This is a genomic window from Massilia sp. TWP1-3-3, assembly GCF_049897805.1.
GTDB lineage: Bacteria > Pseudomonadota > Gammaproteobacteria > Burkholderiales > Burkholderiaceae_D > Telluria_A.
In genome coordinates, this window is record NZ_JAFCWX010000005.1 from 68,266 (window position 1) to 93,584 (window position 25,319).

Below are 25,319 nucleotides of genomic sequence, written 5' to 3' on the forward strand. Positions count from 1 at the left end.
TTTGAGCGCAGCTTGAAAAGCACGTGCGATAACCAGCCCTACCCTCTGCTGGCGTGGTTGGCGCTGGCCGCAAAGTGGTCGAGCAGAACGCGCAGCTGCGGCAGGCCCGCCTCGACCTGCTCCCACTGCCGCGCGTCGGCGCCCGCTTCCAGTTCGCCGCACAGCGCGTGCAGTTCGCGCGCGTCGAGGTAGGCGGCGCTGCCGCGCATGCCGTGCAGCAGGCGCCCCGCCTCGAACTGGTCGCGCGCGGCGACGGCGGCCTCAAGGTCGGTGCGCCGTCCAGGCAGGTCGGCCACGAACGCGGCGCGCATGCGCGCTTTCAGGTCGCTGCTGCGGCGCCCCGCATTGTGCGGCGGCGCGATCGACAGCGCCGGCCCGCCCGTAAACACGCCGAACATGGTGTCCAGTTCACTGGTGCTTGGCGCCGGCGCGCCGGGTGCGGCCATGGGCGCCATTGCAATGCCGCGCGCCAGCTGATGCGCGATGGCGCGTCCGAGCTGGCAGTGGAGCGCAGCTTCATCGACGGGTTTGCTCAAAAAGTCGTCCATGCCGCTGTCAAGGTAGCGCGCGCGGTCTTCCTCGCTGGCGTTGGCGGTGAGCGCGACGATCATCAGCGCGCTGTCCTGCACCGGGGCGCCGCGCACCCCGCCGGCGCGGATCAGGCGCGTGGCGGTGGCGCCATCCATTTCCGGCATGCGGGCGTCCATCAGTATCAGGTCGTAGCGCACGGCGGCGCAGGCGGCCACGGCGAGCGCGCCATTGTCGGCGATGTCGACTTCATGCCCGAGTTCTTCGAGCATCATGCGGATGATGATCTGGTTGGTCGGGAAGTCTTCGGCGCACAGCACGCGCAGGCGGTAAGGGTGCGGCGCGAGCGGCGCATCGTGCGCGCTGGCCGGCGCCACGCCGGCGGCCAGCGGCAGCACCACGCTGAAGGCGCTGCCCTGCCCGAGCGTGCTGTCGACCTCGATCCGCCCGTCCATCAGGTCGACCAGCTGGCGGCAGATCGCCAGTCCCAGGCCGGTGCCGCCGTAGCGGCGCGTGGTGGTGCTGTCGGCCTGCTCGAACTTCTGGAACAACCTGCTCAAAGCGTCGGGCGCAATGCCGATGCCGCTGTCTTGCACCGTCAAGCGGATCAGGTGCGACTGTTCGGGCGCGCCGGGCAAAGGCTCGACCCGCACCCGCACCGCGCCGGCATGGGTGAACTTGAAGGCGTTGCCCACCAGGTTGACCAGCACCTGGCGCAGCCGGGTCGGGTCGCCCTTGACGAACGGCGGCAGGCGCGCATCGAGCTCGATGGCAAAATCGATGCTGCGCGCGGCGGCTTGGCCCTCGAACAGGGTGGCCACGTTGTCGAGCATGGGCTTGAGCGCAAAATCGATGTGCTCGAGCGTCAGCTTGCCGGCCTCGATCTTGGAAAAGTCGAGCAGGTCATTGATGATGGTCAGCAGCGACTGGGCGTTGGCCTGGCCGCGCGCGATCTGTTCGCGCGTATTGTCCTGCAGGTGCGCATCCTTGAGCGCAAAGCGCAGCATGCCGATCACGCCAGCCAGCGGGGTGCGCATTTCGTGGCTCATGTTGGCCAAAAATTCGGACTTCTGGCGCGTTGCATCCTCCGCCTTGAGCTTGGCCACGCGCACCTGCTTTTCCTGCTCGACCAGCCGGGCCTGGGTCTCTTCAAGTTCGCGGTAGGCGCGCGCATTGTCGAGCGCCACGGCGGCGTGCGCGGCCAGCGTTTGCAGCATGTCCATGTGCACCTGCTGGTACGCGTTCTTTTCCACGCTTTGCACCGACAGCACGCCCATCACGCGCTGCTTGACGATCAGCGGCACGTACATGGTGGACACCGGCAGCGAGCCCAGGGCGTTGTCGAGCAGCGCCGACGGCGGCGGCGCGCTGGGCGGGGCCTCCAGATAATTCGGCCACTCAGTGGCGATGTCGTTGATGAACACTTCGCGCCGGTGTTCCAGGCACCACACGGCCAATTGCAGCGGATCGGACAGCGCGCGGCTGTAGAGCGGGCGCCGCACGCCCTGGTCCATTGCGAACGGAAACGTCAGCTGGCCGGCCGCCTCGTCGAAAAAACCGATACCGAAAATGCGCGCGTCCATCAGGTGGTGCACATGGCGGTACACCGTCATCATGATGGTTTCCATGTCGAGCGTGGCGGTCAGCTCGCGTCCGATTTCGGACAGCACCGAGATATTGCGGTGCGCTTGCTCGACGTTTTCCTTCTGGCGCTCCACTTCCGCCTTCTGGCGCTCGGCCTCGGAGCGGCGCAGGTCCGCTTCGCAGCGCTCGCTTTCGGCGTCGCTGCGGCGCGTTTCAAGTTCGCCCTTCTGGGTTTCGAGCAGCCGGTTCTGCTGCTCGATTTCGAGCGTGCGCGCGCTCACCTGGCGCTCGAGCCGCTCCTTCTGGCGCTGCAGGCCGGACAGGCGGCCCCGGTAGGCGCCCCAGGCGCTGCCCAGCACCAACAGCGCTGCGCCCATGCGCAGCCACCAGGTCTTCCACCACGGCGGCAGGATCGTCACCGTCAGCGTGGCTGCGTCCGCGCTCCACACGCCGTCCTTGTTGGCCGCCTTGACGCGGAACGAATAGCGTCCCGGGTCCAGGTTGGTGTAGGTGGCGAAGCGGCGCGCCGCGTCGGTGACGACCCAGTTTTCGTCAAAGCCCACCAGTTGGTAGGCGAAGCGGTTGCGCTGGGGCGCGGCGTAGTGCAGGCCGACGAACTCGAACGAAAACACCGAGTCGGCCGCTGCCAGCGTCAGCGCGCCGGTTTTTTCGATGGGCGCCGTCAACAGGCGCGGGTGGACCTGTTCGACCGGCTTGTTAAAGATCTGAAAGCCCGTGATGACGGCGCGCGGCGCCATGCCATTGTCGTGGATCGCATCCGGGAAAAACGCCGTCACGCCATTGAAGCCGCCAAAGTACATGGCCCCGTTGGGCGCGCGCAGCGCCGAGCCGTCAAAGTACGCCCCTTCGATGGTGCCGTCGATGGCGCTGTAGTTGCGCCACTGGCCGCTCTTGACATCGAGGCGCGAAATGGCGCTGTTGGTGCTGACCCACAGCTTGCCCGCGCCGTCTTCAAGCATGGCCGCCACGCCTTCGTCGGCCATGCCGTCCTGCACCGTGTAGCGTTTGAAGCGCGCCTGGCCGTCGGCGCCGATCCGCATGCGATTCAGGCCGCCCGCGGTGCCCACCCACAGCGTGCCTGCACTGTCTTCAAGCAGGTAGTGCACCTCGTCGTGGGAAAGGCTTTCCGGATTGCGCGCATCGTGCCTGAAGTGGCGGAACTTGCCGCTGGCGCGGTCGAGCAGCTCGAGGCCGTCGAAGGTGCCGATCCACAGCCGGCCGCGCCGGTCCTCCAGGATCGGGCGACCGATATTGTCGGACAAGCTGGTGCTGTCGCTCGCATCGTGGCGGTAAGTCAGTACCTTGCCGCTGGCCGGGTCGAGCCGGTGCAGGCCGCCGCGCGAAGTGAGCCACAGCATGCCGGCGCGGTCGGTGAGCATGCCGCGGATGGTATTGCTGTCGGCGTCGCCGTTGGCCAGCACGTGGCGCTGCATGGCGCCGCTCGGGTCGATGCGCGTGAGGCCCGTGGTACTGCCCACCCACAGCGCGCCCTGGCGATCGCGCGCGAGCGCGCTGGCGGTTTGGCCTGCCAGTGTGTTCGGGTCGGCGGCGTCGTGCCGGTAAAAGCGCGCCTCGCCGCTGACCGGGTCGACCCGGCTCAAGCCATCGTTACTGCCGATCCACAGCTTGCCGTCGCCGGCGTCGAGGATGGCGCGCGCCTTGTTGTCGAGCAGCGCATACGGCGCGGCGCTCTGACGCACGATGCGCGCGAAGCCGCCGCTGTTCAAGTCGACCCGGCTCACGCCCGCGTACCAGGTGCCGACCCAAAAGGTGCCGACGCGATCGCGGTACAGGGCCGACACCTGGTTGTCGCCCACGCTGCGGTTGTCGCCCGGCGCGTGGCGGTAGTTGGCAAAGCGGCGCGCGGCGCCGTCCCACAGATACAGGCCGTCGACACAGCTGCCGACCCACACGGCGCCTTCGGCATCCTGGTACAAGGCGCTGATGGCGCCCGCCTTCAAGCCGTGCGCGGCGCCCAGCGCCACGCGCGGCGCGCCAGGTTGGCCCAGCTTCCAGCTTTCCAGGCCGCCCTGGCTGCCGATCCACAGCGTATTGCTGCGGTCTGCCATCAGCGCCGCCACGGCAGTCAACTTCGGATCGGCGCCGGCGGCGGTATGGTGGATAAACGGTGCGCCGCGCCCGGCCAGGCTGTCCAGGCCCGCATTGGTGCCGATCCACAGCGTGCCGGCGCGGTCCAGCGCCAGCGCGCCGATCTGGTCGTCGGCCAGGCTGGCCGGATTGGCGCTGTCGTGGTGCCAGGCCTGGAAAGCGCCGCTGGCCGGATCGAAGTGCTGCAGGCCGTCGCCCGTGCCCAGCCACAGGGCGCCGTGGCCGTCGTCGACGATGGTGCGGATGCGCCGGTTGCCGTTGCCATTGCGCTGCGCCTCGCCCGGGCGGTAGTGGCGAAAGCTGCGCGTGGCCGGGTCGAACAGGTCCAGGCCGCCGTCGGTGCCGATCCACATGCGGCCCTTGGGATCGATGTGCAGCACGCGCACCCAGTTGTTGACCAGGCTGCGCGCGTCGCCGGTGGCGTTGCGGTAGTTGATGACGCGGTAGCCGTCAAAGCGCGACAGGCCGCCCTGGCTGCCGAACCACATGAAGCCGTCGCCATCCTGGGCCACGGCCAGCACCGATTCCTGGGCCAGGCCCTGGTCCACCGACAGGTGCTCGAAGCGCAGCGTGCGCGCCGGCGCGCCGCCGGGCGCGGCCTGGGCTGACGGCAGCCAGAATGGCAGCAAGCCCAGCACGCAGCACAGCAGACAGCACAAGCGCCAGAACAACGCAGAGAACAAGGCAGAGAACAAGGCGGTAGGCAGCGCGACGAAGCGCCGCAACATCGGACCGTGAGAGCAGGCGCGGGTCGGCAAGGTCAAAATGTCAGGCCGCGGCGCGTCTAGCCGGCGTGGCGCCGGCGGCGCGCACGCGCCTGGCCTGGCGCTGCACGGCATCGGCCACGGCGCACAAGGCCGCGTCCAGGCTGGCGCTGTCGTTGGCGCCCTGGCGCGCCACGTCGAGCGTGGCCGCCGCCTGCCACAGGCCGAGCGTGGCGCAGCCGTTCAAAAAAGCGTCCACGCGCAGCCTGGCGTCGTCCGTATTGCCGGCCTCCAGCAGCGCGGCCAGGTCGCGCCGCCCGCTGTCGAGCTGCTCGCCGAAGGCGCCCAGGTAGGCCAGCAGGCGCTCGCTGCCGATGTGCAGGCGCTGGGCCGTGACGAGCGGGTCTTCGGCCAGCTTGTCGAGCGTGACCTTGAAAATTTTGTCGAGGTGGGCGCGCGCCTCAAGCGCGTGCAGCGGCTTGAGGATGTAGCCCACCGCGCCCAGCGCCACGGCCTGCAGCACCGTGTCGCGGTCCGAGGCCGAGGACACCAGCACGAAAGGCAGCGCGGCCAGTGCCGGCGCGGCTTTGATCCGCTGCAGCAGGTCGATGCCGGACATGCGCGGCATGCGCACGTCGCAAAAGCAGATGACGGGGCGCAGGCCCGCCTCGAGCAGGGCCCAGGCGGCCTCGCCGTCTTCGGCTTCGACCAGGTCGAACACGCCATACACCGACAGCAGGTCGATCAAGGCCATGCGCGAAACAATATCGTCGTCCACTACCAGCGCTTTCATGCGATGTCCTTTTTCATGTTGTGCTTGGGCCTAGTCGCCGAAAAACTTCAGGACATCGGTTTTGCGCGCCTGGGTGTCGCGCTGGCCCAGGCGTATCAGTTCGCAGGTGTAGCTCGATTCGAACAGCAGATAAGACGCCAGCGCCGCGCCGCGCGCCTCGGTCGCGCCGATCCCCGAAAGCATGGTGCGCACCGGCGCCGGCAGGCTGCCCGTGTGGCGCGCGGCGATGGTGTCGAGCCGTTCGGAGGGCGCGATCACCAGCAGCTCGACCGGTTTGAGGGGCGTTTTGGCCAGGTACTCGGGCGGCAGCATCGACAGCGTGAGGTTGATGCGGTTGAGCCGTTCGATGTCGACCGCCAGCGAATCGAGAAAGATCGACGACATGGCGTGGCCGGCGATTTGCGCCAGGCTCGGATAGCGCGCCTGCTCGGCGTCGTGCACGGCCGGTTCGTGCAGGCGCCCGGCGCCGATCACCAGCACCTTGGTCGCACCGAGGTGGATGGCCGGCGAAATGGGGGCCAGCTGGCGCATCGAGCCGTCGCCGCAAAACTCGCGCCGCCCGCCCAGGTACAGCGGCACGGCCGGAAAAATGAAGGGAATGGCGGACGAGGCAAGCAAGTGTTCGACGCCGATCTGGTGCTGCATGGCGATGCGCTGCATGCGGATCCAGGGCGCGATGTCGGCCGCGGTCTGGTAAAAGGTGACGTGGTTGCCGGCGGTGTAGGACGAGGCGGTCACGGCCAGCGCGTGCAGCAAGCCGTCGCCGAGCGCCGCGTCCAGCCGCGGCAGGTCGAGCATGCGGTGCAAGAGGCCCACCAGCGGAGTGTTGTCGAGCAGTGAAGTAGGCGGCGAGGCGCGCCACTTGCGCAGCAGCCAGCCGAACGAGAGCAGCGAGAGCCAGCGCGCACCAGAACGGATCACGCCCAGCGAATCGGCGCGGTAGACCTGGTCGACGGTGAAGTTTTCCCAGACGTCGAGCAGCTTTTGCACGCCTTCGCTAAAGTTGTCGGCGCGGCAGGCCAGGGCCACCGCGTTGATCGCGCCGGCCGAGGTGCCGCAGATGATATCGAAGGGATTGCGCGCGGGGCGCCAGCCCGCTTCCCACAGGATCTGGGAGATCGCTTGCAGCACGCCCACCTGGTAAGCGGCGCGCGCACCGCCCCCGGAAAGAATCAAGCCGGTTTTCTGTTCTATTCCCATACAGCAAGGGTATCAGGGTTTAAGGCGTGTACGATAGCAAAACCTTGCGGTTTGAGCATTTTTGGGGACAGACCACCACAGCATCCCCAACGGGGGGTGGATTTCCGTTTGGATTCGTGCACCGTTCCCGCTCAGTCGCCTTTGGCTACGCCTTCGCGGCGCGGGTCGGCGCCGCCGAACCACCAGTCTTGCCCATGAATGTTGATGCGCTCGATCGCGTGCAGGCCGGAATTCATCTCGAAGCTGCGCAGGCTGTGCCCGCGCGCCTTTAACGCTTCCTGCACCGCCGGCGGAAAACGCCCGGTCTCCAGCTCCGTCGGTCCGTTGCGGCTGCCAAAATTGGGCAGGTTAATGGCCTGCTGCACGTTCAACCCCCAGTCGAGCGTGCCCACCAGCGTCTTGGCCACGTAGTTGATGATCGCCGGCCCGCCGGGCGAACCGACCGCCATCACCAGCTTCTTGCTGGCGCGGTCGAACACGATCGTGGGCGACATGGCACTGCGCGGGCGCTTGCCGGCCTGGACCCGGTTGGCGACGGGCCCGTCGGCGTCGGCCGAATCGAACGAGAAATCGGTGAGCTGGTTGTTGAGGATGAAACCGCGCACCATCTGGCGCGACCCGAAAGCGTCTTCCACCGAGGTCGTCATCGAGACCGCGCCGCCGCGCCCGTCCACCACCACCACGTGCGAGGTAGAGGCCGTTTCGATCGCGTTGTCGCGGCCCCACGCCACCTCCATGCCGGGCGGGGTGCCGGCGGGCGCGGTGCCCATTGATTTTTCGCCGATCAGCGCGGCCCGCTTGGCCAGGTAAGCTTTGTCGATCAGGCCGGCCACGCCGCGCCCCGGCAGCGGCACGAAGTCGGTGTCGGCCGCGTAGCGATTGCGGTCGGCGTAAGCCAGGCGCGCAGCTTCCGTCATCAGGTGCAGCGCCTCGGTGGCGGGCACGCCATCGACCGGCGGATAGGCACCCAGGTTGCGCGTTTCCAGAATGCCGAGCAGTTGCGCGATTGCGATCCCGCCTGACGAGGGCGGCGGCATGCCGCACACGGTGTAGGCGCGGTAGTCGCTGCACACGGGCGAACGCAGCTTGGGCCGGTAAGCCTTGATGTCGGCCGCCGTCAGCAAGCCCGGATTGGTCGGGTGCGATGCCACCTTGGCGGCGATATCGCGCGCAATCGGGCCGGTGTAAAACACTTCCGCTCCGCCTGCGGCGATTTCGCGCAAGGTGGCAGCCAGCGCCGGGTTTTTCAACACGTGGCCGCTAGGCCACGGCTTGCCATCCTTGTAAAAATAAGCACCGGCTTGCGGATCCTTGCCGATGTGCTGGTCGTAGGCCAGCAAGCCGTTCAGGCGCGCGCTGACGGCAAAGCCGTGCTCGGCCAGCCCGATGGCGGGCGCGAACAGCACCTTCCATGGCAGCTTGCCGTGCTGCTTGTGCACCATGGCGAGCATGCGCAGTACGCCCGGCGCGCCGGTCGAGCGCCCGCCCACCACCCCGGTCATGCGCGAGACGGGTGTGCCATCGGGGTTTTGGAACAGCTTCTCGGTGGCGGCCGAAGGCGCCGTTTCGCGCCCGTCGAACGCTTGCATGGTCTTGCCGTCATAGTGCATCAGGAACGCGCCCCCGCCAATGCCCGAGGACTGCGGCTCGACCAGCGTGAGCACCAGTTGCACCGCGATGGCCGCGTCAATCGCACTGCCGCCTTTTTTGAGCATCTGGTAACCGGCATCGACCGCGAGCGGATTGGCTGCGGCGACCATGAATTTTTTCGATGCCCAGCCTGCCTTGGCGGCGTAGCCGGTGGCCACTTCAGGCGCCGCCTGGACGGCATCTTGCGCCGGCGCCTGGCTAACGACACACGCGCAGGCCAGCGCCAGCAGCTTCAACTTGACCATGTACTCTCCAAATGAAACGCGCGGCCCCAGGCCGCGCGCTTGAACACCGGTATCGTACAGGAATTGCGTTACTTCGGTTGCATGCGGATCGCGCCGTCAAGACGGATGGTTTCGCCATTGAGCATGGTGTTCTCGATGATGGCGCGGGCCAGCTGCGCGTACTCGGACGGGCGGCCCAGGCGCTGCGGGAACGGAACCATATTGCCCAGCGCGGTGCGCACTTCTTCGGGCATGCCCATCAACATGGGCGTTTCAAAAATACCGGGGGCGATCGTCATTACGCGGATGCCGCTGCGCGCCAGGTCGCGCGCCATCGGCAGCGTCAGGCCGACCACGGCCGCCTTCGAGGAAGCGTAAGCGGCCTGGCCGATCTGGCCGTCGTAGGCCGCCACCGAAGCGGTGTTGATGATCACGCCGCGTTCGCCCGACTCGGCAGCGTCAAGCTTGCCCATCGCGTCGGCAGCCAGGCGCGCCATGTTGAAGGTGCCCACCAGGTTGATGTTGACGGTACGCTGAAACACGTCGAGCGGGTGCGGTCCATCCTTGCCGACGGTTTTGACGGCCGGTGCGACGCCGGCGCAGTTGATCAGTCCGCGCAGCGTGCCCAGCGCGGTGGCGGCGGCCACGACGGCCAGGCCATCGGCCTCGGAAGTCACGTCGCACTTGACGAAGCTGCCTTGCAATTCGGCGGCCAGCGCTTTGCCAGCTTCCACCTGCACGTCGGCCAGCACGACTTTCGCGCCCGCCTCGACCAGCATGCGCGCGGTAGCGGCGCCCAGGCCCGATGCGCCGCCGGTGATGATAAATACATTGTTTTCGATTTGCATGATATTCCCTTAAAAGTTCTGTGTAACGTTTACGTAAACGTCAAGTAACCCGATTGTATCGAACTTTGGGCGGGAAAAACCGGTCAGCCGCAATTTTTAGAAGCACTGCACCGTCATGCCATTGTTATTGCATAACTTGCCCTGGGGACTGATCAGCGTGGTGCCGACCCCGCCATTGAAGCGGCCGCCGTTGGCGTCGGTGCAGGTGGCGCCCACGCAGTTGAGGTTCAGCGGCCCCGGCGCCACGCCCGGAACCGGCAGCGAGGATGGTGGCGACGTCAATTGGGGTGCATACACTGCCGGCGGCGGCGCCGGGCGCACATCGTCGTCCAGTACTTGCCGAACGGCACGCCGCTGGGCCGGCTTTTTGGCGGGCGCGGGTTTCCCGTCAGCCGGCTTTTTCGGCACGATTCTTTCCTCGCCCACGCGCGGCGGCCGTTCGGTTGCTGCCGCGCCGTTTGCGAACAAGGCGCTCGCGGCGAGGGCCGAGAGCAAGACTGGTTTCAGCAGGTTCATGAAGGTCCTCCCGGGGGCGCATGGCCAACAGCTCATTATGTGCTTGCGGACCACGGTTCGTTAGCGCGCGAAACACTTTGTAACAAGGCCCGCAGCTAGCCCTACGTCAGACACTGCGTCAGGCACGGGTCAGTTTGCCCCTGTACCATGGCGCAAACTATAGGAGACGCATTATGCAAACGGCACAGCAGATGTACCAGGAAAAATTATGCAAGGCGGCCGAGGCGCTGGCCGTATTGCGCGATGGCGATATGATCATCGTGCCCACCGGCGTGGGCGAGCCGCCGGCGTTGTTGACGGCGCTATCAAGCCAGCGCCGAACGTTTCAGGACGTCAAGGTGGCGCAAATTCTGGCGATGCGCAAGTTCGATTATTTTGACATCGACACGGCTCATCACGTTCGTCACGCGGCGCTGTTTTTGGGCGGCGCCTCGCGCGCGGCGGGCCAGACCGGCTGGTGCGACTTCATTCCGAATTATTTTTCAGAACTCCCCAAGCTGATCGACGACGGCCTGATGCCGGCCGACGCGGTCTTTTCGCTGGCCTCGCCCATAAATGAACAGGGCTTCTTTTCATTGAGCCTGGGCACCGACTACACCATGGCTGCCGTGGCCAAGGCGCGCGCAGTGGTGCTCGAGTGCAATCCCAACGTGCCGTTCGCGCACGGGCAGTGCCACGTGCACATCTCGCAAGTCACGCGCATCGTCGAGAGCGCCGAACAGGTCATGGAGGTGGGTTTGCCGACCATCGGGCCGGTGCAAGAAGCGATCGGCAAATACGTGGCCGACATGATCGACGACGGCTCGACGCTGCAAATCGGCTACGGCGGCATTCCCGACGCCGTCGTGATGCAACTGTCCGGCAAGCACGACCTGGGCATCCATACCGAAATGATGGGCGACGGCATCCTCACGCTGGTCGAGTGCGGCGCCGTCACCAACCGCCAGAAGAGCTTCATGAAAGGCAAGATGGTGGCGACCTTCGCGCTGGGCTCGAACAAGCTGTACCAATTCATGCACCACAATCCGATGATCGAAATGCATCCGTCGAACTTTACCAACGACCCGTACATCGCCGGGCAAAACGACAAGCTGATGTCGATCAACGCCAGCTTGCAGGTGGACTTGCTGGGCCAGTGCGGGTCCGAGAGCATCGGCCACCTGCCCTATTCCGGCACGGGAGGCCAGAGCGACTTTGTGCGCGCGGCCAACCGTTCGCGCGGGGGCAAGTCGTTCATCGTGCTGCCGTCGACGGCGAAGGACAACACCTTGTCGCGCATTGTGCCCGTGCTCTCGCCCGGCACGCATGTGAGCACCAGCAAGAATGACGTCAACTATGTGGTCACCGAGTACGGTGTGGCGCAGCTGCGCGGCAAGTCGGCCAAGCAGCGCGCGCAGGCGCTCATTGCGATTGCGCATCCGGATTTCCGCGGCGAACTGCGCGCGGCGGCCAACAAGATGGGCGTGTTTTAACGGCGCGTTCAGCAGCAATATTGACGCGACGTGGCGGTGATTGAAAAGGCTACGCCTTGCACCATGCCTTTCAATGAAGCATGGTGCAAGACGGGCAACCGGTCCAGTCAGGCTGGCGTGCCTTCGCGAATGGCTTCGCGCAGTTGCTGACGAAACGCTGGCGTGTCCTGGTGATTGTGCACGCTGACCGCGTGCTGCACGGCCACTTCCATCAACTCGGCGTCGCTGTCGGCGGCAATCGTGACGGTGCACTTGGATTCGCTGGGAAACTCGCGGCAATCGATATATTTGCGGGACATGATGGCCTCCTCTAAAAATGAACTCCCACAAAAAAGTATAGGTCCGCGCGCGCAAAATTCAAGCAGCAGCAACACCAGATCCACCCCGGGGTGGAGTTTCATGAAAAAAAGCCGCGCGGCGGGGGCCGGACGGCTTGGTTAAGGAAACAGGGGTGAACTCAGTGGCGCGCTACTTGAGCTGGACCGGTTCGCCTTCATCCTTTTTGAGATCGGCCGGTACCGGATTGGCGGGGACGACGTCCGGTGTCGGCGCAGGCATCGGCACCACCGACGGTTCGATGTTCTGCGCCGCCGGCGCGGCCATCGGCAGCGGGGCCACGGGCGACGCTGGCATCACTGCCGGCGCATGCATCGCCGCGGCCGGCGTGACGGCAATCCAGCCCGTCACCGGCAGCAGCGGCACCAGCAGCAGCGCGACGATGTTGATGATCTTGATCAGGGGGTTGACCGCGGGACCGGCCGTGTCCTTGTAAGGATCGCCCACGGTGTCGCCCGTGACCGCCGCCTTGTGCGCTTCCGAGCCCTTGCCGCCAAAGTGGCCGTCTTCGATGTACTTCTTGGCGTTGTCCCATGCGCCTCCGCCCGTGGTCATGGAGATGGCGACGAACAGGCCGGTGACGATGGTACCCATCAGCAGGCCGCCCAGGGCGGCAGGCCCCAGCAGCATGCCCACCACCACCGGCACCACCACCGGCAGCAGCGACGGCAAGATCATTTCCTTGATCGCCGAGGCGGTCAGCATGTCGACCGCCTTGTCGTATTCCGGCTTGCCGGTGCCATCCATGATGCCCTTGATATCGCGGAACTGGCGCCGCACTTCGACCACCACGGCGCCGGCGGCGCGTCCCACCGCTTCCATCGCCATCGCCCCGAACAGGTAGGGAATCAGCCCGCCGATGAACAGGCCGACGATTACCATCGGGTCCGACAGGCTGAACGAGGCGGCCTTGCCGGCCGATTCCAGCGCGTGCGTATAGTCGGCAAACAGCACCAGCGCGGCCAGGCCGGCCGAACCGATTGCGTAGCCCTTGGTCACGGCCTTGGTGGTGTTGCCCACCGCGTCCAGCGGATCGGTAATGGCGCGCACCGATTCAGGCATGCCCGACATTTCGGCGATGCCGCCGGCGTTGTCGGTGATCGGACCGTACGCATCGAGGGCGACGATGATGCCGGCCATCGACAGCATCGACGTGGCGGCAATCGCAATCCCGTACAACTGCCCCATCTGGTACGAGGCCAGGATGGCGGCGCACACGGCCAGCACCGGATACGCGGTCGACTTCATCGACACGCCCAGGCCGGCGATGATGTTGGTGCCGTGGCCGGTGGTGGAGGCTTCGGCGATGTGCTGCACGGGTTTGAATTCGGTGCCGGTGTAGTACTCGGTGATGTAGACCATCAGGCCGGTGAGGACAATGCCAACCACGGCGCAGCCCATCATCTTCATGCGCATCGCTTCTTCGGCCCACACCATCCAGGTGACGGCGGCAAAGCCGATCAGCGACAGGCCGGCCGCCCACCACAGGCCCGTGTACAGGGCCGACATGATTTTTTTGCCCGGCTTGGCCTTGACCAGCGAGCAGCCGACAATCGAGCCGATGATCGACACGGCGCCCAGCAGCAGCGGATAGATGACCGGGGTGGTGCCGGCGTTGGTGATCATCAGCGCGCCGAGTAGCATGGTGGCGATCAGGGTGACGACGTAGGTTTCGAACAGGTCGGCGGCCATGCCGGCGCAGTCGCCGACGTTGTCGCCCACGTTGTCGGCGATGACGGCAGGATTGCGCGGATCATCTTCGGGGATGCCCGCTTCGACCTTGCCCACCAGGTCGGCGCCAACGTCGGCGCCCTTGGTGAAGATGCCGCCGCCCAACCGCGCGAAGATCGAGATCAGCGAGGCGCCGAAGGCCAGGCCAATGAGCGGCTTGATGATGTCGTGGGAAGTCAGGGCGCTGCCGGCAGCCTGGCGCGAGAGCATCCAGTAAAACAGCGTGACGCCCAGCAGGCCCAGGCCGACCACCAGCATGCCGGTGATGGCGCCGCCCTTGAAGGCAACGTCGAGCGCCTGGTTCATGCCCTTGGTCGCCGCCTGCGCGGTGCGCACGTTGGCGCGCACGGAGACGTTCATGCCGATGAAGCCGCACGCACCCGAGAGCACGGCGCCCAGCGCAAAGCCGATGGCGGTGCTCATGTCGAGCAGGATGCCGATGGCAATCAGGAGCACCACCCCGACGATGGCAATGGTGCGGTACTGGCGCGCGAGGTAGGCGGCTGCGCCTTCCTGGATGGCCTGTGCGATTTCCTGCATCCGGGCGTTGCCGGGGTCCTGCTTGAGAATCCAGCTGCGCGTGAGCAGACCGTAGATGACGGCGATCACGCCGCATGCCACTGCAAAGATCAAATAGCTTTCTGCCATGTCGTCCCCTTATCCTATTTTTTCAAGTAACACAAAAACACATCCGAAAGGCCGGGTAGGCCTGCCTTACTGCGCACTGCAAAACGTTGAATCAACATCTGGAGCGAGGGATGGCAAAGCATCCGCATTAAAAAAGCGGACTTGGCGTCCGCTTCTTTTTACATCTGTTTTTACATTTATTCCGACAGCGCCGCGAAGGCCGCGTCGCGGATGGTGTCGACAGGTCCGACACCGGAAATGCGGCGGTATTTTGGCGCGCCGGCCAGGCCCGATGTGGCCCAGTCGTTGTAGTAGCCCAGCAGGACTTCGGTCTGGTTATGGTAGACCGACAGGCGGTTCTTGACGGTTTCTTCCTTGTCGTCGGGACGCTGAACCAGCGGCTCGCCGGTGACGTCGTCGATATTGTCCACTTTTGGCGGATTGTTGGTGATGTGGTACACGCGCCCCGAGGCGGGGTGCGAGCGGCGACCGCTCATGCGGTCCACGATTAGCTCGTCAGGGACGTCGATTTCAAGCACGTAGTCGATGCCCACGCCCGCTTCTTTCATGGCGTCGGCCTGGGCGACGGTGCGTGGAAAACCGTCGAACAAATAACCGGACTTGCAGTCTGCGTCTTTCAGGCGCTCTTTGACGAGGCCAATGATAATGTCGTCACCCACCAGGTCGCCCACATCCATCACTTTTTTCGCAGCCAGGCCAAGTTCGGTGCCGGCCTTGATGGCGGCACGCAGCATGTCGCCGGTGGAAATTTGCGGGATGTTGTATTTTTCTTTGATGAAGTTAGCTTGGGTGCCCTTGCCGGCGCCGGGTGCTCCTAACAGAATGAGACGCATGAAAAAATTCCTAAGACTGATTTAAAATTGGTGGTGATGCATATGCGATGACCTTGATACGAAACTTACCACAAAAGTATGCGTCAACGCCAATCGGGGGGTGAATTGCCGTCTTTTTGCTTGATATGGCGCAAAACGGGGATGTTTTTAATGGCTTGCAATGTTCACGTAAGTAAACTCAGATACCGGGTTTTGCGTGCCGCAGTGAGGAATGTAGGTCGGATAAGCGCCAGCGCAATCCGACATGCGTCGCGTTGACGCACGTCGGATTGCGCTGCGCTTATCCGACCTACGCCCGATCCCGAAAAAACGCCGCGTTTCGCGAGGACGATGGGAGGTGATTTTACTGTGTGTAGTGCTTGCGTACGCGCGCCAGATCTTCCGGCGTATCCACCCCCGCCGCCGGCGCACTGTCGGTCACGTGCACCGCAATCGGATAGCCGTGCCACAGCACGCGCAGCTGTTCCAGCGCTTCGATGTCTTCCAGGGGCGAGGCTTCAAGTCCCGGATACACTTGCAGGAAGCGGTTGCTGTAGGCGTACAAACCAATATGGCGCAGCGGCACATACCCGGCCGGCAGCGCCGCCCGATCGGCGCCAAACGCGTCGCGGTGCCACGGGATGGTCGCGCGCGAAAAATACAGGGCCCGTCCCAGTTTATCGAGCACCACTTTTACCACGTTGGGATTGAACGCGTCGGCTGCGTCGCCGATCGGGTGGGCGCAAGTGGCCATCGGCACCGCGTCGCTGATGCAGGCGGCAGCAGCTCCCAGCAACGCCGGGTCGATCAGCGGCTCGTCGCCCTGCAGATTGACCACCACCGCGTCGGGCGCCAGTTCCAGCGCGCGCGCCACTTCGGCGATGCGGTCGGTGCCCGACGGATGGTCGGCGCGCGTCATGCACACTTCCACCCCGTGCGCGATGCAGGCGGCGGCGATGTCGTCGTGATCGGTGGCCACGACAACCCGCGCAGCGCCCGACAAGGCGGCCCGTTCGGCCACCCGCACCACCATCGGTTTGCCGCCAAGGTCGGCCAGCGGCTTGTTCGGCAGGCGCGTTGAAGCCAGGCGCGCCGGGATGATGACGATGAAACCGTTGGCCGCGCCCATTACACGGGCTCGATCTTGCGCGCTTCGTCGGCCCACATGATCGGGATGCCGTCGCGGATCGGGAAGGCCAGTCGGTCGGGGCGGCAGGTCAGTTCCTGCGCTTTTTTGTCGTACTCCAACGGCCCTTTGCATACAGGGCAGACCAGGATGTCAAGCAGGCGAGCGTCCACGGCATTTCTCCACAATGTGTTCGGCCAGCGCGGCGTCAAGCTGCGCCGTCACCGGAACGACCCACAGTCTCGGGTCGTCTTTGAGATGTTCAATTTGCCGACATTTTACTGCATCCTTCTCGGTGATCAGGATGATCTCGGCGTCCAAGCCGGCAAACGGCTGGTCCAGGAAATCGTGATGGTCGGGCAGCGCCAGCTCGTCCACGTCCAGGCCGGCGGCGCGCAGCATGGCGAAAAAGCGCGCCGGATTGCCGATGCCGGCCGCCGCCACGATACGCCTGCCGGCCAGCGACGCCAGCGCCACGCCCTGCCCCGGGCGCAGCAAGGGCTCGGCCAGCGCGCCTTCAAGCTGCATGCGGTACGGCTGGCCGCCCACGGCCTGGCGCAGCGCGTCGGTCAGTTGCGGTGCGTTGACGACGGTGAAATCGCGCCGGCGCGTGGCCGGCTCGCGCAAGGGACCGGCCGGCAGCAGATAGCCATTGCCCGCGCCGCGCGCGTCGAACAGCATGATTTCGACGTCGCGCTGCAAGGCGTAGTGCTGCAAGCCGTCGTCGGAGACCAGGATATCGACCTCGGGGTGCAGCGCCAGCAGCGCTTGCGCGGCCGCCGCGCGGGACCGCCCCACCACCACCGGGCAGCCGCTGCGCACGTGGATCAGCAGCGGCTCGTCGCCCACTTCCTGCGGCGTGGACGCCGCCGTCACGGCGCGCGGCGCCTGGCCGCTGGCGCCATGGCCGCGCGAGACCACGCCTGGCCGAAAGCCTGCTTCGCGCAATACGCCGCACAGCCAGATCGTCAGCGGGGTCTTGCCGGTGCCGCCGATGAAGATGTTTCCGACCACGACCACCGGCACCGGCAGGTGCGTGGACTGCTTCAAGCCGGTGCGATACAGCAGCGCGCGCAGGCTTGTTAGTGCCCGAAACAGCAGCGAGACCGGCCACAGCGCGCGGGCCAGCAACCCGCGGCGCTGCCAGGCTCGGGTGAGCGTCGTTTCAAAGGAAGGGGAAGCCATGGGCGATCGGATGGAGAAGCCAGGGAGCGCGGAAAGCTACCCGCGCGTCCCTGTTACTTCTTGGTGCCGGTCTGCGCGGCGAAGGTCAGCTTGTCGTAGCCGGCCAGGCGCGCAGCTTCCAGCACGTTGATGACCATCTGGTGCATCGCGAACTGGTCGGCGTTGACGATCACAACCGGACTGACGTCGGCCGCCGCGCCTTCGGGCTTGGCGGCGCCGGCGGCGCGCTTCATGTCTTCGGCCAGGTCGGCCACGCTGCGAAACGAGACCGCGGTGTTGTTGATCGTGTAGTTGCCCTTGGCGTCGACCGTCACGTTCAATTCAAACGGCTTGTCGAGCGCTTTTTCGGCGTCCGCCGTCGGCAGCGTGATCTGCAGTTCGGTAAACTTGCTGTAGGTGGTCGTCACCATCAGGAAGATCAGGATCACCAGCAGCACGTCGATGAACGGGATCAGGTTAATTTCCGGATCCTCGCGCTTGCGGCCACGGCGAAAGTCCATCATTTGCGCGCACCGTGGACGATGTCGACGAATTTGACGGCCTGCATTTCCATGTCGATGATGAAGGAGTCGACCAGCGCGCGGAAATGGCGGTACGCCACCAGCGAGGGCATGGCGATGGCCAGGCCAAAACCGGTGTTGTACAGCGCGACCGAAATGCCGTGCGCGAGCTGGGCCGGATTGGCGCCGCTGGCCGACTGCGAACCGAAGATCTCGATCATGCCGACGATGGTGCCGAACAGGCCCATCAGCGGCGCGAGCGAGGCGATCGTGCCCAGCGTGGTCAGGAAGCGTTCCAGCAGGTGGGCCACGCCGCGCCCTGCTTCTTCGATCGACTCCTTCATCATCTCGCGCGGCGCTTCGACGTTGCGCAGCGCGGCGGCCAGCACGGTGCCGAGCGGCGAATTGATGCGCAGCTTGTCGATCACGTCAGGGGTGATCTTGCCATTGTGGTAGACGCGAATGACCTCGTCGAGCAGCTGCTTGGGCAGCAGCTTGGAGCGGCGCAGGTAGATGGAGCGTTCAATGATCAGCGTCACGGCGACGATGGAGGCAATCAGCAATAGCCAGATAGGCCAGCCTGCAGCTTGAAGAATGGCGAGCAAAACAAACTCCTGAGTAAGGGTACTACCGGATCGGAACGAACCCCGGCAATGTAACGTGTTGCCAGCCGGACGGCAAGTACAGTTCTGCACATCTTCTGTGGATAAGATTGTGTGCAAGAATCGCGGCAAGTCGCCAAGTCTTTGTTTTTAAATAGAAAAATAGTCATGCGCAAAAACAAGGCAGTAGAAAATTAATCACGGCGCCGGTTGACCGGCAGCCGCAGGTGATCGGTTCGGGCTTCCCGGCCTGGCAAGTTCTGCACAACTTCTGTGGATAAGATTGTGTGCAACGATCCTGGCACTGCCGCAGGTCATTGATTCTTATAGGATATATGCCGGTGCGTAAATTGAAGGCATCGCCACTTATCCACAATCGCGAGCTTTTGCACATCTTCTGTGGACAACTTTGTGTGCAACCGTTCGGGGAGCTCGACAACTGTTTGAAAGCAAAGGAAATTTTACACCTGCTTAACTTTGTGGCGCCTGCCCCGCGGCAAAAGTGGTCTGACCCCGTTGTATAACATGGCAGCACGCTATAGCGGCAGCGGCGAAGTTTTGCACACCTTCTGTGGACAACTGTGTGTGCAAGGCGCATGGAAGTCGTGCAAGTCGTTGAAAGGTAAAGCAATTTCTTACCTGCCAAACTTTGTGGCAGCGCGCGCAAAGACTGCCGGCAACTGGAAAATTTATTTCCTTGTGTGATTATTTCTTGGCAACAAGTATAATACCGCAACTATTTCCCGGTCGCTGGAATTAGCTCTTGGACAATGGAGCAGCAGCATGGCAGGTGCAAGCGCAGTGCAGATGTCAATGCAGGTGGCAGTCGAGGGGCAAGCCGATGGTGCCGCCCAGGCGTCCAGCGCGCCCGGTGTTGCGCCAGAGTCGGCGTCGGACCCGCTGGCGGCGCTCCGTGCGATGTGCGTGATCGCTCACTTTCACCAACTGCCCGCCGACCCGGCCACCGTCGCCCACCAGCTCGGCCTGTCCCCCAGCGACGCCCCTTCGGTGAACGATCTGTTGCACTGCGCCCGTCATCTCGGCCTCAAGGCCAAACTGAGCAACACCACCGCCGAGCGTTTCAGCAGCACCCCCTTGCCGGCGCTGGCATTGATGCACAGCGAGCACGGCACGCTGCGCGCTGTCATCCTGGCCCAGTGCGACGGCCAGCGCGTGCTGTACCAGGAAGCGGGCCGCAACGGCGGGCGACCCATGATTGAAGCGCTGGACGCCTTCGCCGCCCAGTGGACTGGCCAGCTGATTTTGGTGGCCAGCCGCGCCAGCCTGACCGGCGCGCTGGCCAAGTTCGACTTTTCCTGGTTCATTCCCAGCCTGGTCAAATACCGCAAGCTGCTCGGCGAAGTGCTGCTCATTTCTTTCATTCTGCAGCTGTTCGCCATGGTCAGCCCGCTGTTCTTCCAGGTCGTGATGGACAAAGTGCTGGTGCACAAGGGCGTGACCACGCTCGATGTGCTGGTGACCGGCCTGGTGGTGGTGGTCATTTTTGAGAGCGTGCTCAGTGCCTTGCGCGCCTACGTCTTTAGCCATACCACCAGCCGCATCGACGTCGAGCTGGGCGCGCGCCTGTTCCGCCACCTGGTGCAGCTGCCGCTGGCCTACTTTCAGGCGCGCCGCGTGGGCGACTCGGTGGCGCGCGTGCGCGAACTGGAAAATATCCGCAATTTCTTAACCGGCAACGCGCTCACGGTGGTGCTCGACGTGTTTTTTTCCATCGTGTTCATCGCGCTGATGATGTTTTACAGCGTAGCGCTGACGCTGATCGTGCTGGTCAGCCTGCCGCTCTACTTTGGCCTCAGCCTGGCGGTGGTGCCGCTGCTGCGCCAGCGCCTGGACGTGAAGTTCGCGCGCGGCGCCGAGAACCAGGCCATGCTGGTGGAAACGGTGAGCGCGATCCAGACCGTCAAGGCGACCGCGCTCGAACCGGCTTTCGGCAAGCGATGGGACGCGCAACTGGCCGCCTATGTCGCCGCCAGCTTCAAGACCCAGAACCTGGCCAGCATCGCCCACGAGGGGGTGAACCTGATCGGCAAGCTGGTGGGGGCGGCCACGCTGTGGTACGGCGCCCATCTGGTGATGGACAATGAAATGACGGTGGGCCAGTTCGTGGCCTTCACTATGTTCGCCCAGCGCGTGTCGCAGCCGATCATGCGCATGGCGCAATTGTGGACCGATTTTCAGCAAACCGGCATTTCGGTGGCGCGCCTGGGCGACATCCTCAACACCCGCACCGAAGTGGCGCCGGCGAGCGCCGCCCAACTGCCCCAGCTGCAGGGCCATGTCACGCTCGACAACGTGACCTTCCGCTACCGGCCGCAGGCCGCGCCCGTGCTCAACGGCGTGTCGCTGGCCATTCGCGCCGGCGAAGTGCTCGGCATCGTGGGCCGCTCCGGCTCGGGAAAAAGCACGCTGACCAAGCTGGTTCAGCGCCTGTATTCGCCCGAAGCGGGACGCTTGCTGGTCGACGGCATCGACATCGCCCTGATCGACGCGGCCCAGTTGCGCCGCCAGGTGGGCGTGGTGTTGCAAGACAATTTGCTGTTCAACCGCAGCGTGCGCGAAAACATCGCCATTGCCGACCCGGGCGCCCCGCTGGAAGCGGTGATCGGCGCGGCCAGCATGGCCGGCGCCCACGAGTTCATCAGCGAATTGCCCGAAGGCTACGACACCATGGTCGGCGAACAGGGCGGCAGCCTGAGCGGCGGCCAGCGCCAGCGCGTGGCCATCGCACGGGCGCTGTTTACCAATCCGCGCATCCTGATCCTGGACGAGGCCACCAGCGCCCTCGACTACGAAAGCGAGGCGATCATCCAGCGCAACATGGCGCAGATCTGCAAGGGACGCACCGTGATCATCATCGCCCACCGTTTAAGCTCGGTCCGCCGGGCCGACCGCATCATCGTCATGGACAAGGGCCATATCGTCGAAGCCGGCGCCCACGATGCGCTGCTGGCCCAGCCGGGCCTGTATGCGCACTTGTGGCGCATGCAAGATGGCGGCCAGCCGATCGACGCCGCTGCGGCGGCGCAGCCATGAGCGGCGCTCCCCATCCGCTGCGCGCGCTGCTCGCGCGCTACCGCAGCGTATTGGGCGCGGCCTGGGACGAGCGCGCCGCGCTGGCCGGTCCGGCGCGCCTGGCCGACGAACTGGCCTTCCTGCCGGCCGCCATCAGCCTGCAGGAAACGCCGCCCCACCCGGCGCCGCGGCGCCTGGCCTGGTGCCTGATGGGACTATTCGTACTGGCGCTGGCCTGGTCCATCATCGGCCAGGTCGATATCGTGGCGGTGGCGCCGGGGCGCATCATTGTGAGCGACCGCACCAAACTGATTCAGCCGCTCGAAGCGAGCGTGGTGCGGCGCGTGCTGGTCAAGGATGGCCAGCATGTGCAGGCCGGCCAACTGCTGGTGGAACTGGACCCCACCGCCGCCAGTGCCGACCAGGCCAGCGTGGCTGAACAGCGCAGCGCGGCCCTGAGCGAACAGCAGCGCAGCGCCGCGCTGCTCCGTGCGCTGGCCGACGGGCGGCGCACGGATGCCGGTGACAACGCGCAGCATGCGGCCCAGCTGCAGTCGGAATGGCTGGACATCAGCGCGCGGCTGGCCCGGCTTGACGCCGACAGCGATCACCGCCAGGCCGAAATGAACACGGTGCAGGCGGGCGTTGCCAAGCTGGAGGCGACGGTGCCGCTGGCCCAGTCGCGCGAATCGGACTTCAAGCAGCTGGTGGGCCAGGGCTATATGTCGGGCCACGCCACCCAGGACAAGACGCGCGAGCGCATCGAGCTCGAACGCGACCTGGCAACCCAGCGCGCGCGCCTGATCGAAGCGCGTTCGGCGCTGCAGGAATCGGTGCAGGCCAAGGCGGCCTACCGCGCCGAAGCGGTGCGCAGCCTGAGCGACCGCGAAGCGCAGGCCAAGAGCCGTTACCAGCAGCTCGACGCCGAACACAGCAAGGCAAGCCAGCGCAAACAGCTGACCCACCTGAGCGCGCCGGTGGCCGGCGTGATCCAGCAACTGGCCATCCATACCGCCGGCGGCGTGGTCACCCCGGCCCAGGAGCTGATGATCGTGGTGCCCGATTCGGCCCAGGTCAGCGCCCAGGTCAGCGTGGCCAACCAGGACATCGGCTTCGTGCATGCCGGCCAGATGGTGGACGTGAAGCTCGAGACCTTTCCGTACACCCGCTACGGCACGGTGCGCGCGCGGGTCGACGTGGTCACCAGCGACGCCGTCACGGACGACAAGCATGGCGCCTTTTATCCGGCCACGCTGACGTTCGCGCAAAAGGATATGCTCATCGATGGCAAGCGTGTGGCGCTGGCGCCGGGCATGAACATCACGGCCGAAATCAAGACCGGGCGCCGGCGCATTATCGATTTCCTGTTAAGTCCCGTGCAAAAGGCCGGCGGCGAAAGCCTGCGCGAACGCTGATCCACCCAGTTTGCGGGCCTGTCCGCAGGAGAAATAATGAAAGAGATCTATCCCGTCCTGGCGACCTGCGCGCTGGCCGCGGTGCTGGCCGCGGTGCTGGCATTGATGCTGCGCGGGCCCAAGGCGCCGGCGCCCCCGCTCGACGGCTACCTGAACGGGGTGCACGTGGTGTTTCCCCCAGAGCGCTATACCTTTCTTGCCACCACGCGCATGGTGGCCGGACGCAGATTCATCACCGACAATTTATGGGGTTTCCGCTATCCCAGCATGGTGCCCATGCTGCCGCGCGAGCGCGCCGACTTCCTGCGTGCCTACGCGCATACCGACTGGATCAAGGTGGCGGTGCTGGGCTACACGCCGGCCGTTGACGCCGACTTGGCAACGAGAGCGGCACGCACCTGCATGAATTACACGATCGCCCACGCGGACCAGCCGGGACATGCCATGCTCCTGACTGACAAGGATGTTTTCGAGCGCGACCCGCAACGCCATTTCGGCGGCCTGCACCGCTTCAACGCGCCGTCCAGGCCGCCCTACAACGATGCCAGAACCTATGGCGGGCCGGTGTCTATGTACTGGGACGACAGCAGCGGCGCGGCCTGCACGCTGATTCAATGCAGTGCCTATGCGCGCCAGCTGAAAGGTCAGCACTGCGATCACACGTATCAAGACCGGGTACGGCATCTGGAATTTTCGATGGACTACGACTCGGCTCTGCTTCCCCATTGGCGTGATATCCAGAACCAGACCGTTGCCATTTTCGATTCGTTCCGGTAGAGCGACAGGGGTCTCGACGGCGCTTGTCGGATAAGGGGGCCGCCCAGGCGACTACGTCCTTTTCCGACGCCATAGCCGACACTTCGGCGTCCAGATTGCCTTTTCCTTCCTTCATCTTTTGCACATCTTCTGTGGACAACTTTGTGTGCAACCGTTCGGGTTGCTCGACAAGCCATTGAAAACAAATGACTTTTTGCACCTGCTTAAGTTTGTAGCGCCGCCAGCTTTTCCACTTGTGGTCTGACCCCGAATTGACGCGCGGCCCGAATTGTGCGGCAAGGCGGGCTATTTTTGCTGGCGCTGGGCAAGTTCAGTCGCTTCGATGAACTTGATCAGCCAGGTCTGGAAGGTATCTTTCCAGATACCGTTGTGGCCATTCAAAATCGTGCCGTCGGTGCGGGCGACGAGAAAAGGATTGCCAGGCTGCGCTTCCTGCGCGGTACGGGTCAGGCACAGCGTCTCCTCATTGCCACGCTCGTTTTTTGTCTTTTCACAGAATTGATCGAACCACCGCGCGTCGGCCAGCTGCTGTGGCGCGCTCGCGGTTTTGCGCAGCGTGTGCGTGACGTAGTCGCCATAGTTGCCCAAGGTAGTACGTTCCCGTTCGCTCCAGCGGCCCGTCAGGAGTTGCCCCGCGGAGAAGGCAAAGCGCGTCGGATAGTCGTTTAAGGTGGAAATTGTCAGCAGCGTGGGCTCTTGCGCCCGGTTGTATTGTTCCTGGATGCGCCGGTTGCTGTTGAAGGCGGAAAACCGGGAGGCTTCGAAGGCCGGGTTGAGCAAGATCGTCAGGTTCGCCGCGCCATAAAAGGCATCGTAGACGCCGTGGCCGCCCGGATGGGCCATCGATTGGTTGTGCAGCAGGACGGGCGCGACCGATGAGAACAAGATGCGCGCGCCAAAGCTGTGGCCAATGGCGGTGATGAAGTCTTTTGGATCGCTCCGGCGCCGTTTGATGTTAGCCGCGGCGCCCAGCAGCTTGGTGACGTTTGAGACGGCAATGGCGCGGTCCGCCGCATTTTTGCGGTCCCAAAACGTGAGGTTTTTCAAGCCCGGCACGGGACTAGAGGCACCCGGCCAACCGATGAACACGCCCACCACGTCTTGCCCGCTGTTCTTTTTGGCGTCCGTCAGCTTGGCAACGAGCGCGGTAAAATTTTGCAGGTCGCTGTCTGCAGGAGCAGAATTGTGCTTCCAGCCATGCACGTAGAAGACGACGAATTTCGACCGGTGCGCACTGCCCGTCGCCGTAGCGCCGCCGCCGATTTCAAGCAGGACGTCCGTCCACTGGCAGCGGTCCATCAGTTCGCCATTGTCCGACAGGTCGAGTTTGCGAACGATGGGACTGCTTGATGGTCGGGGGATGTCGGACGGATCAGGTCCTTTCCAGCGGGACGTCGTTTTCCATGGTTCGCAGCCTAAACTGACGTCCGCATCGGTCGGTGTGTGGGTGCATCCGGCCAGCGCAAAGCAGACAAAAGCGGCGACTGACCCAACTGCCCCAACTG

20 protein-coding genes are annotated in these 25,319 nt (G+C 64.7%); 5 read left to right on the plus strand and 15 right to left on the minus strand.

The genetic code is table 11. The annotated features are described in order from the left end of the window. Positions 1 to 38: 38 nt before the first annotated feature. The 6 genes from ACP7D4_RS06380 to ACP7D4_RS06405 form a co-directional block, all read right to left on the minus strand. Positions 39 to 5,006: a two-component regulator propeller domain-containing protein gene (locus tag ACP7D4_RS06380; protein WP_426208244.1), complete on the minus strand. Its 4,968-nt coding sequence runs from the start codon at positions 5,004 to 5,006 to the stop codon at positions 39 to 41. A gap of 4 nt (positions 5,007 to 5,010) precedes the next feature. After that, positions 5,011 to 5,739, minus strand: a complete 729-nt coding sequence (locus ACP7D4_RS06385; protein WP_426100649.1) for a response regulator transcription factor — start codon at positions 5,737 to 5,739, stop codon at positions 5,011 to 5,013. 30 nt (positions 5,740 to 5,769) lie between these two features. Further along, positions 5,770 to 6,939, minus strand: coding sequence for a patatin-like phospholipase family protein (locus ACP7D4_RS06390; protein WP_426100647.1), 1,170 nt, complete (start codon positions 6,937 to 6,939; stop codon positions 5,770 to 5,772). A gap of 131 nt (positions 6,940 to 7,070) precedes the next feature. Continuing rightward, a complete protein-coding gene (ggt, locus tag ACP7D4_RS06395; RefSeq protein ID WP_426208246.1) occupies positions 7,071 to 8,834 on the minus strand; it encodes a gamma-glutamyltransferase in 1,764 nt (587 codons plus the stop codon). A 68-nt stretch (positions 8,835 to 8,902) separates the two neighbouring features. After that, positions 8,903 to 9,661 (minus strand): 3-hydroxyacyl-CoA dehydrogenase, encoded by a 759-nt coding sequence (locus ACP7D4_RS06400; protein WP_426100643.1) that lies wholly within the window; start codon positions 9,659 to 9,661, stop codon positions 8,903 to 8,905. Positions 9,662 to 9,757: 96 nt separating this feature from the next. Next, positions 9,758 to 10,177 carry a hypothetical protein gene (locus ACP7D4_RS06405; RefSeq protein WP_426100641.1) on the minus strand — a complete coding sequence of 140 codons (420 nt, stop codon included), beginning with the start codon at positions 10,175 to 10,177 and terminating at the stop codon, positions 9,758 to 9,760. A 173-nt stretch (positions 10,178 to 10,350) separates the two neighbouring features. On the opposite strand from ACP7D4_RS06405, the gene ACP7D4_RS06410 reads away from it, so the two are divergent. Further along, the gene (locus tag ACP7D4_RS06410; RefSeq protein ID WP_426208248.1) at positions 10,351 to 11,649 is read left to right on the plus strand and encodes an acetyl-CoA hydrolase/transferase family protein; all 1,299 of its coding nucleotides are present in this window, start codon (positions 10,351 to 10,353) and stop codon (positions 11,647 to 11,649) included. A gap of 107 nt (positions 11,650 to 11,756) precedes the next feature. Here ACP7D4_RS06410 and ACP7D4_RS06415 read toward each other — a convergent pair whose 3' ends face one another. The 8 genes from ACP7D4_RS06415 to ACP7D4_RS06450 form a co-directional block, all read right to left on the minus strand. After that, entirely contained in the window at positions 11,757 to 11,948 is a 192-nt protein-coding gene (locus ACP7D4_RS06415; protein ID WP_426100637.1) for a DUF1059 domain-containing protein, read from the minus strand. 169 nt (positions 11,949 to 12,117) lie between these two features. After that, on the minus strand, positions 12,118 to 14,364 hold the full coding sequence (locus ACP7D4_RS06420; protein WP_426208250.1) for a sodium-translocating pyrophosphatase: 2,247 nt from the start codon (positions 14,362 to 14,364) through the stop codon (positions 12,118 to 12,120). A gap of 176 nt (positions 14,365 to 14,540) precedes the next feature. Then, positions 14,541 to 15,197 (minus strand): adenylate kinase, encoded by a 657-nt coding sequence (adk, locus tag ACP7D4_RS06425; RefSeq protein ID WP_426100633.1) that lies wholly within the window; start codon positions 15,195 to 15,197, stop codon positions 14,541 to 14,543. 343 nt (positions 15,198 to 15,540) lie between these two features. After that, positions 15,541 to 16,305: a 3-deoxy-manno-octulosonate cytidylyltransferase gene (gene kdsB / locus ACP7D4_RS06430; RefSeq protein WP_426100631.1), complete on the minus strand. Its 765-nt coding sequence runs from the start codon at positions 16,303 to 16,305 to the stop codon at positions 15,541 to 15,543. Next, the gene (locus ACP7D4_RS06435) at positions 16,305 to 16,475 is read right to left on the minus strand and encodes a Trm112 family protein (protein WP_426100629.1); all 171 of its coding nucleotides are present in this window, start codon (positions 16,473 to 16,475) and stop codon (positions 16,305 to 16,307) included. The genes kdsB and ACP7D4_RS06435 overlap by 1 nt, the downstream gene beginning before the upstream one ends. Further along, a complete protein-coding gene (gene lpxK, locus ACP7D4_RS06440) occupies positions 16,456 to 17,487 on the minus strand; it encodes a tetraacyldisaccharide 4'-kinase (RefSeq protein ID WP_426100627.1) in 1,032 nt (343 codons plus the stop codon). The genes ACP7D4_RS06435 and lpxK overlap by 20 nt, the downstream gene beginning before the upstream one ends. 53 nt (positions 17,488 to 17,540) lie before the next feature. Continuing rightward, complete coding sequence (locus tag ACP7D4_RS06445) at positions 17,541 to 17,987, minus strand: ExbD/TolR family protein (RefSeq protein ID WP_426100969.1); 447 nt, start codon at positions 17,985 to 17,987, stop codon at positions 17,541 to 17,543. Beyond that, complete coding sequence (locus ACP7D4_RS06450) at positions 17,987 to 18,592, minus strand: MotA/TolQ/ExbB proton channel family protein (protein WP_426100625.1); 606 nt, start codon at positions 18,590 to 18,592, stop codon at positions 17,987 to 17,989. The genes ACP7D4_RS06445 and ACP7D4_RS06450 overlap by 1 nt, the downstream gene beginning before the upstream one ends. Before the next feature lie 522 nt (positions 18,593 to 19,114). On the opposite strand from ACP7D4_RS06450, the gene ACP7D4_RS06455 reads away from it, so the two are divergent. The 4 genes from ACP7D4_RS06455 (at position 19,115) to ACP7D4_RS06470 (ending at position 23,814) form a co-directional block, all read left to right on the plus strand. Further along, positions 19,115 to 19,294, plus strand: coding sequence for a hypothetical protein (locus ACP7D4_RS06455; protein ID WP_426208251.1), 180 nt, complete (start codon positions 19,115 to 19,117; stop codon positions 19,292 to 19,294). A 108-nt stretch (positions 19,295 to 19,402) separates the two neighbouring features. Beyond that, on the plus strand, positions 19,403 to 21,643 hold the full coding sequence (locus ACP7D4_RS06460) for a type I secretion system permease/ATPase (RefSeq protein WP_426208402.1): 2,241 nt from the start codon (positions 19,403 to 19,405) through the stop codon (positions 21,641 to 21,643). Continuing rightward, positions 21,640 to 23,037 (plus strand): HlyD family type I secretion periplasmic adaptor subunit, encoded by a 1,398-nt coding sequence (locus tag ACP7D4_RS06465; RefSeq protein WP_426208253.1) that lies wholly within the window; start codon positions 21,640 to 21,642, stop codon positions 23,035 to 23,037. Before ACP7D4_RS06460 ends, ACP7D4_RS06465 begins: the two co-directional genes overlap by 4 nt. A 36-nt stretch (positions 23,038 to 23,073) precedes the next feature. Then, complete coding sequence (locus tag ACP7D4_RS06470; RefSeq protein WP_426208255.1) at positions 23,074 to 23,814, plus strand: hypothetical protein; 741 nt, start codon at positions 23,074 to 23,076, stop codon at positions 23,812 to 23,814. Between the two features lie 285 nt (positions 23,815 to 24,099). On the opposite strand, the gene ACP7D4_RS06475 is transcribed toward ACP7D4_RS06470, so the two are convergent. After that, the gene (locus ACP7D4_RS06475) at positions 24,100 to 25,113 is read right to left on the minus strand and encodes a hypothetical protein (protein ID WP_426208257.1); all 1,014 of its coding nucleotides are present in this window, start codon (positions 25,111 to 25,113) and stop codon (positions 24,100 to 24,102) included. Between the last annotated feature and the right edge of the window lie 206 nt (positions 25,114 to 25,319).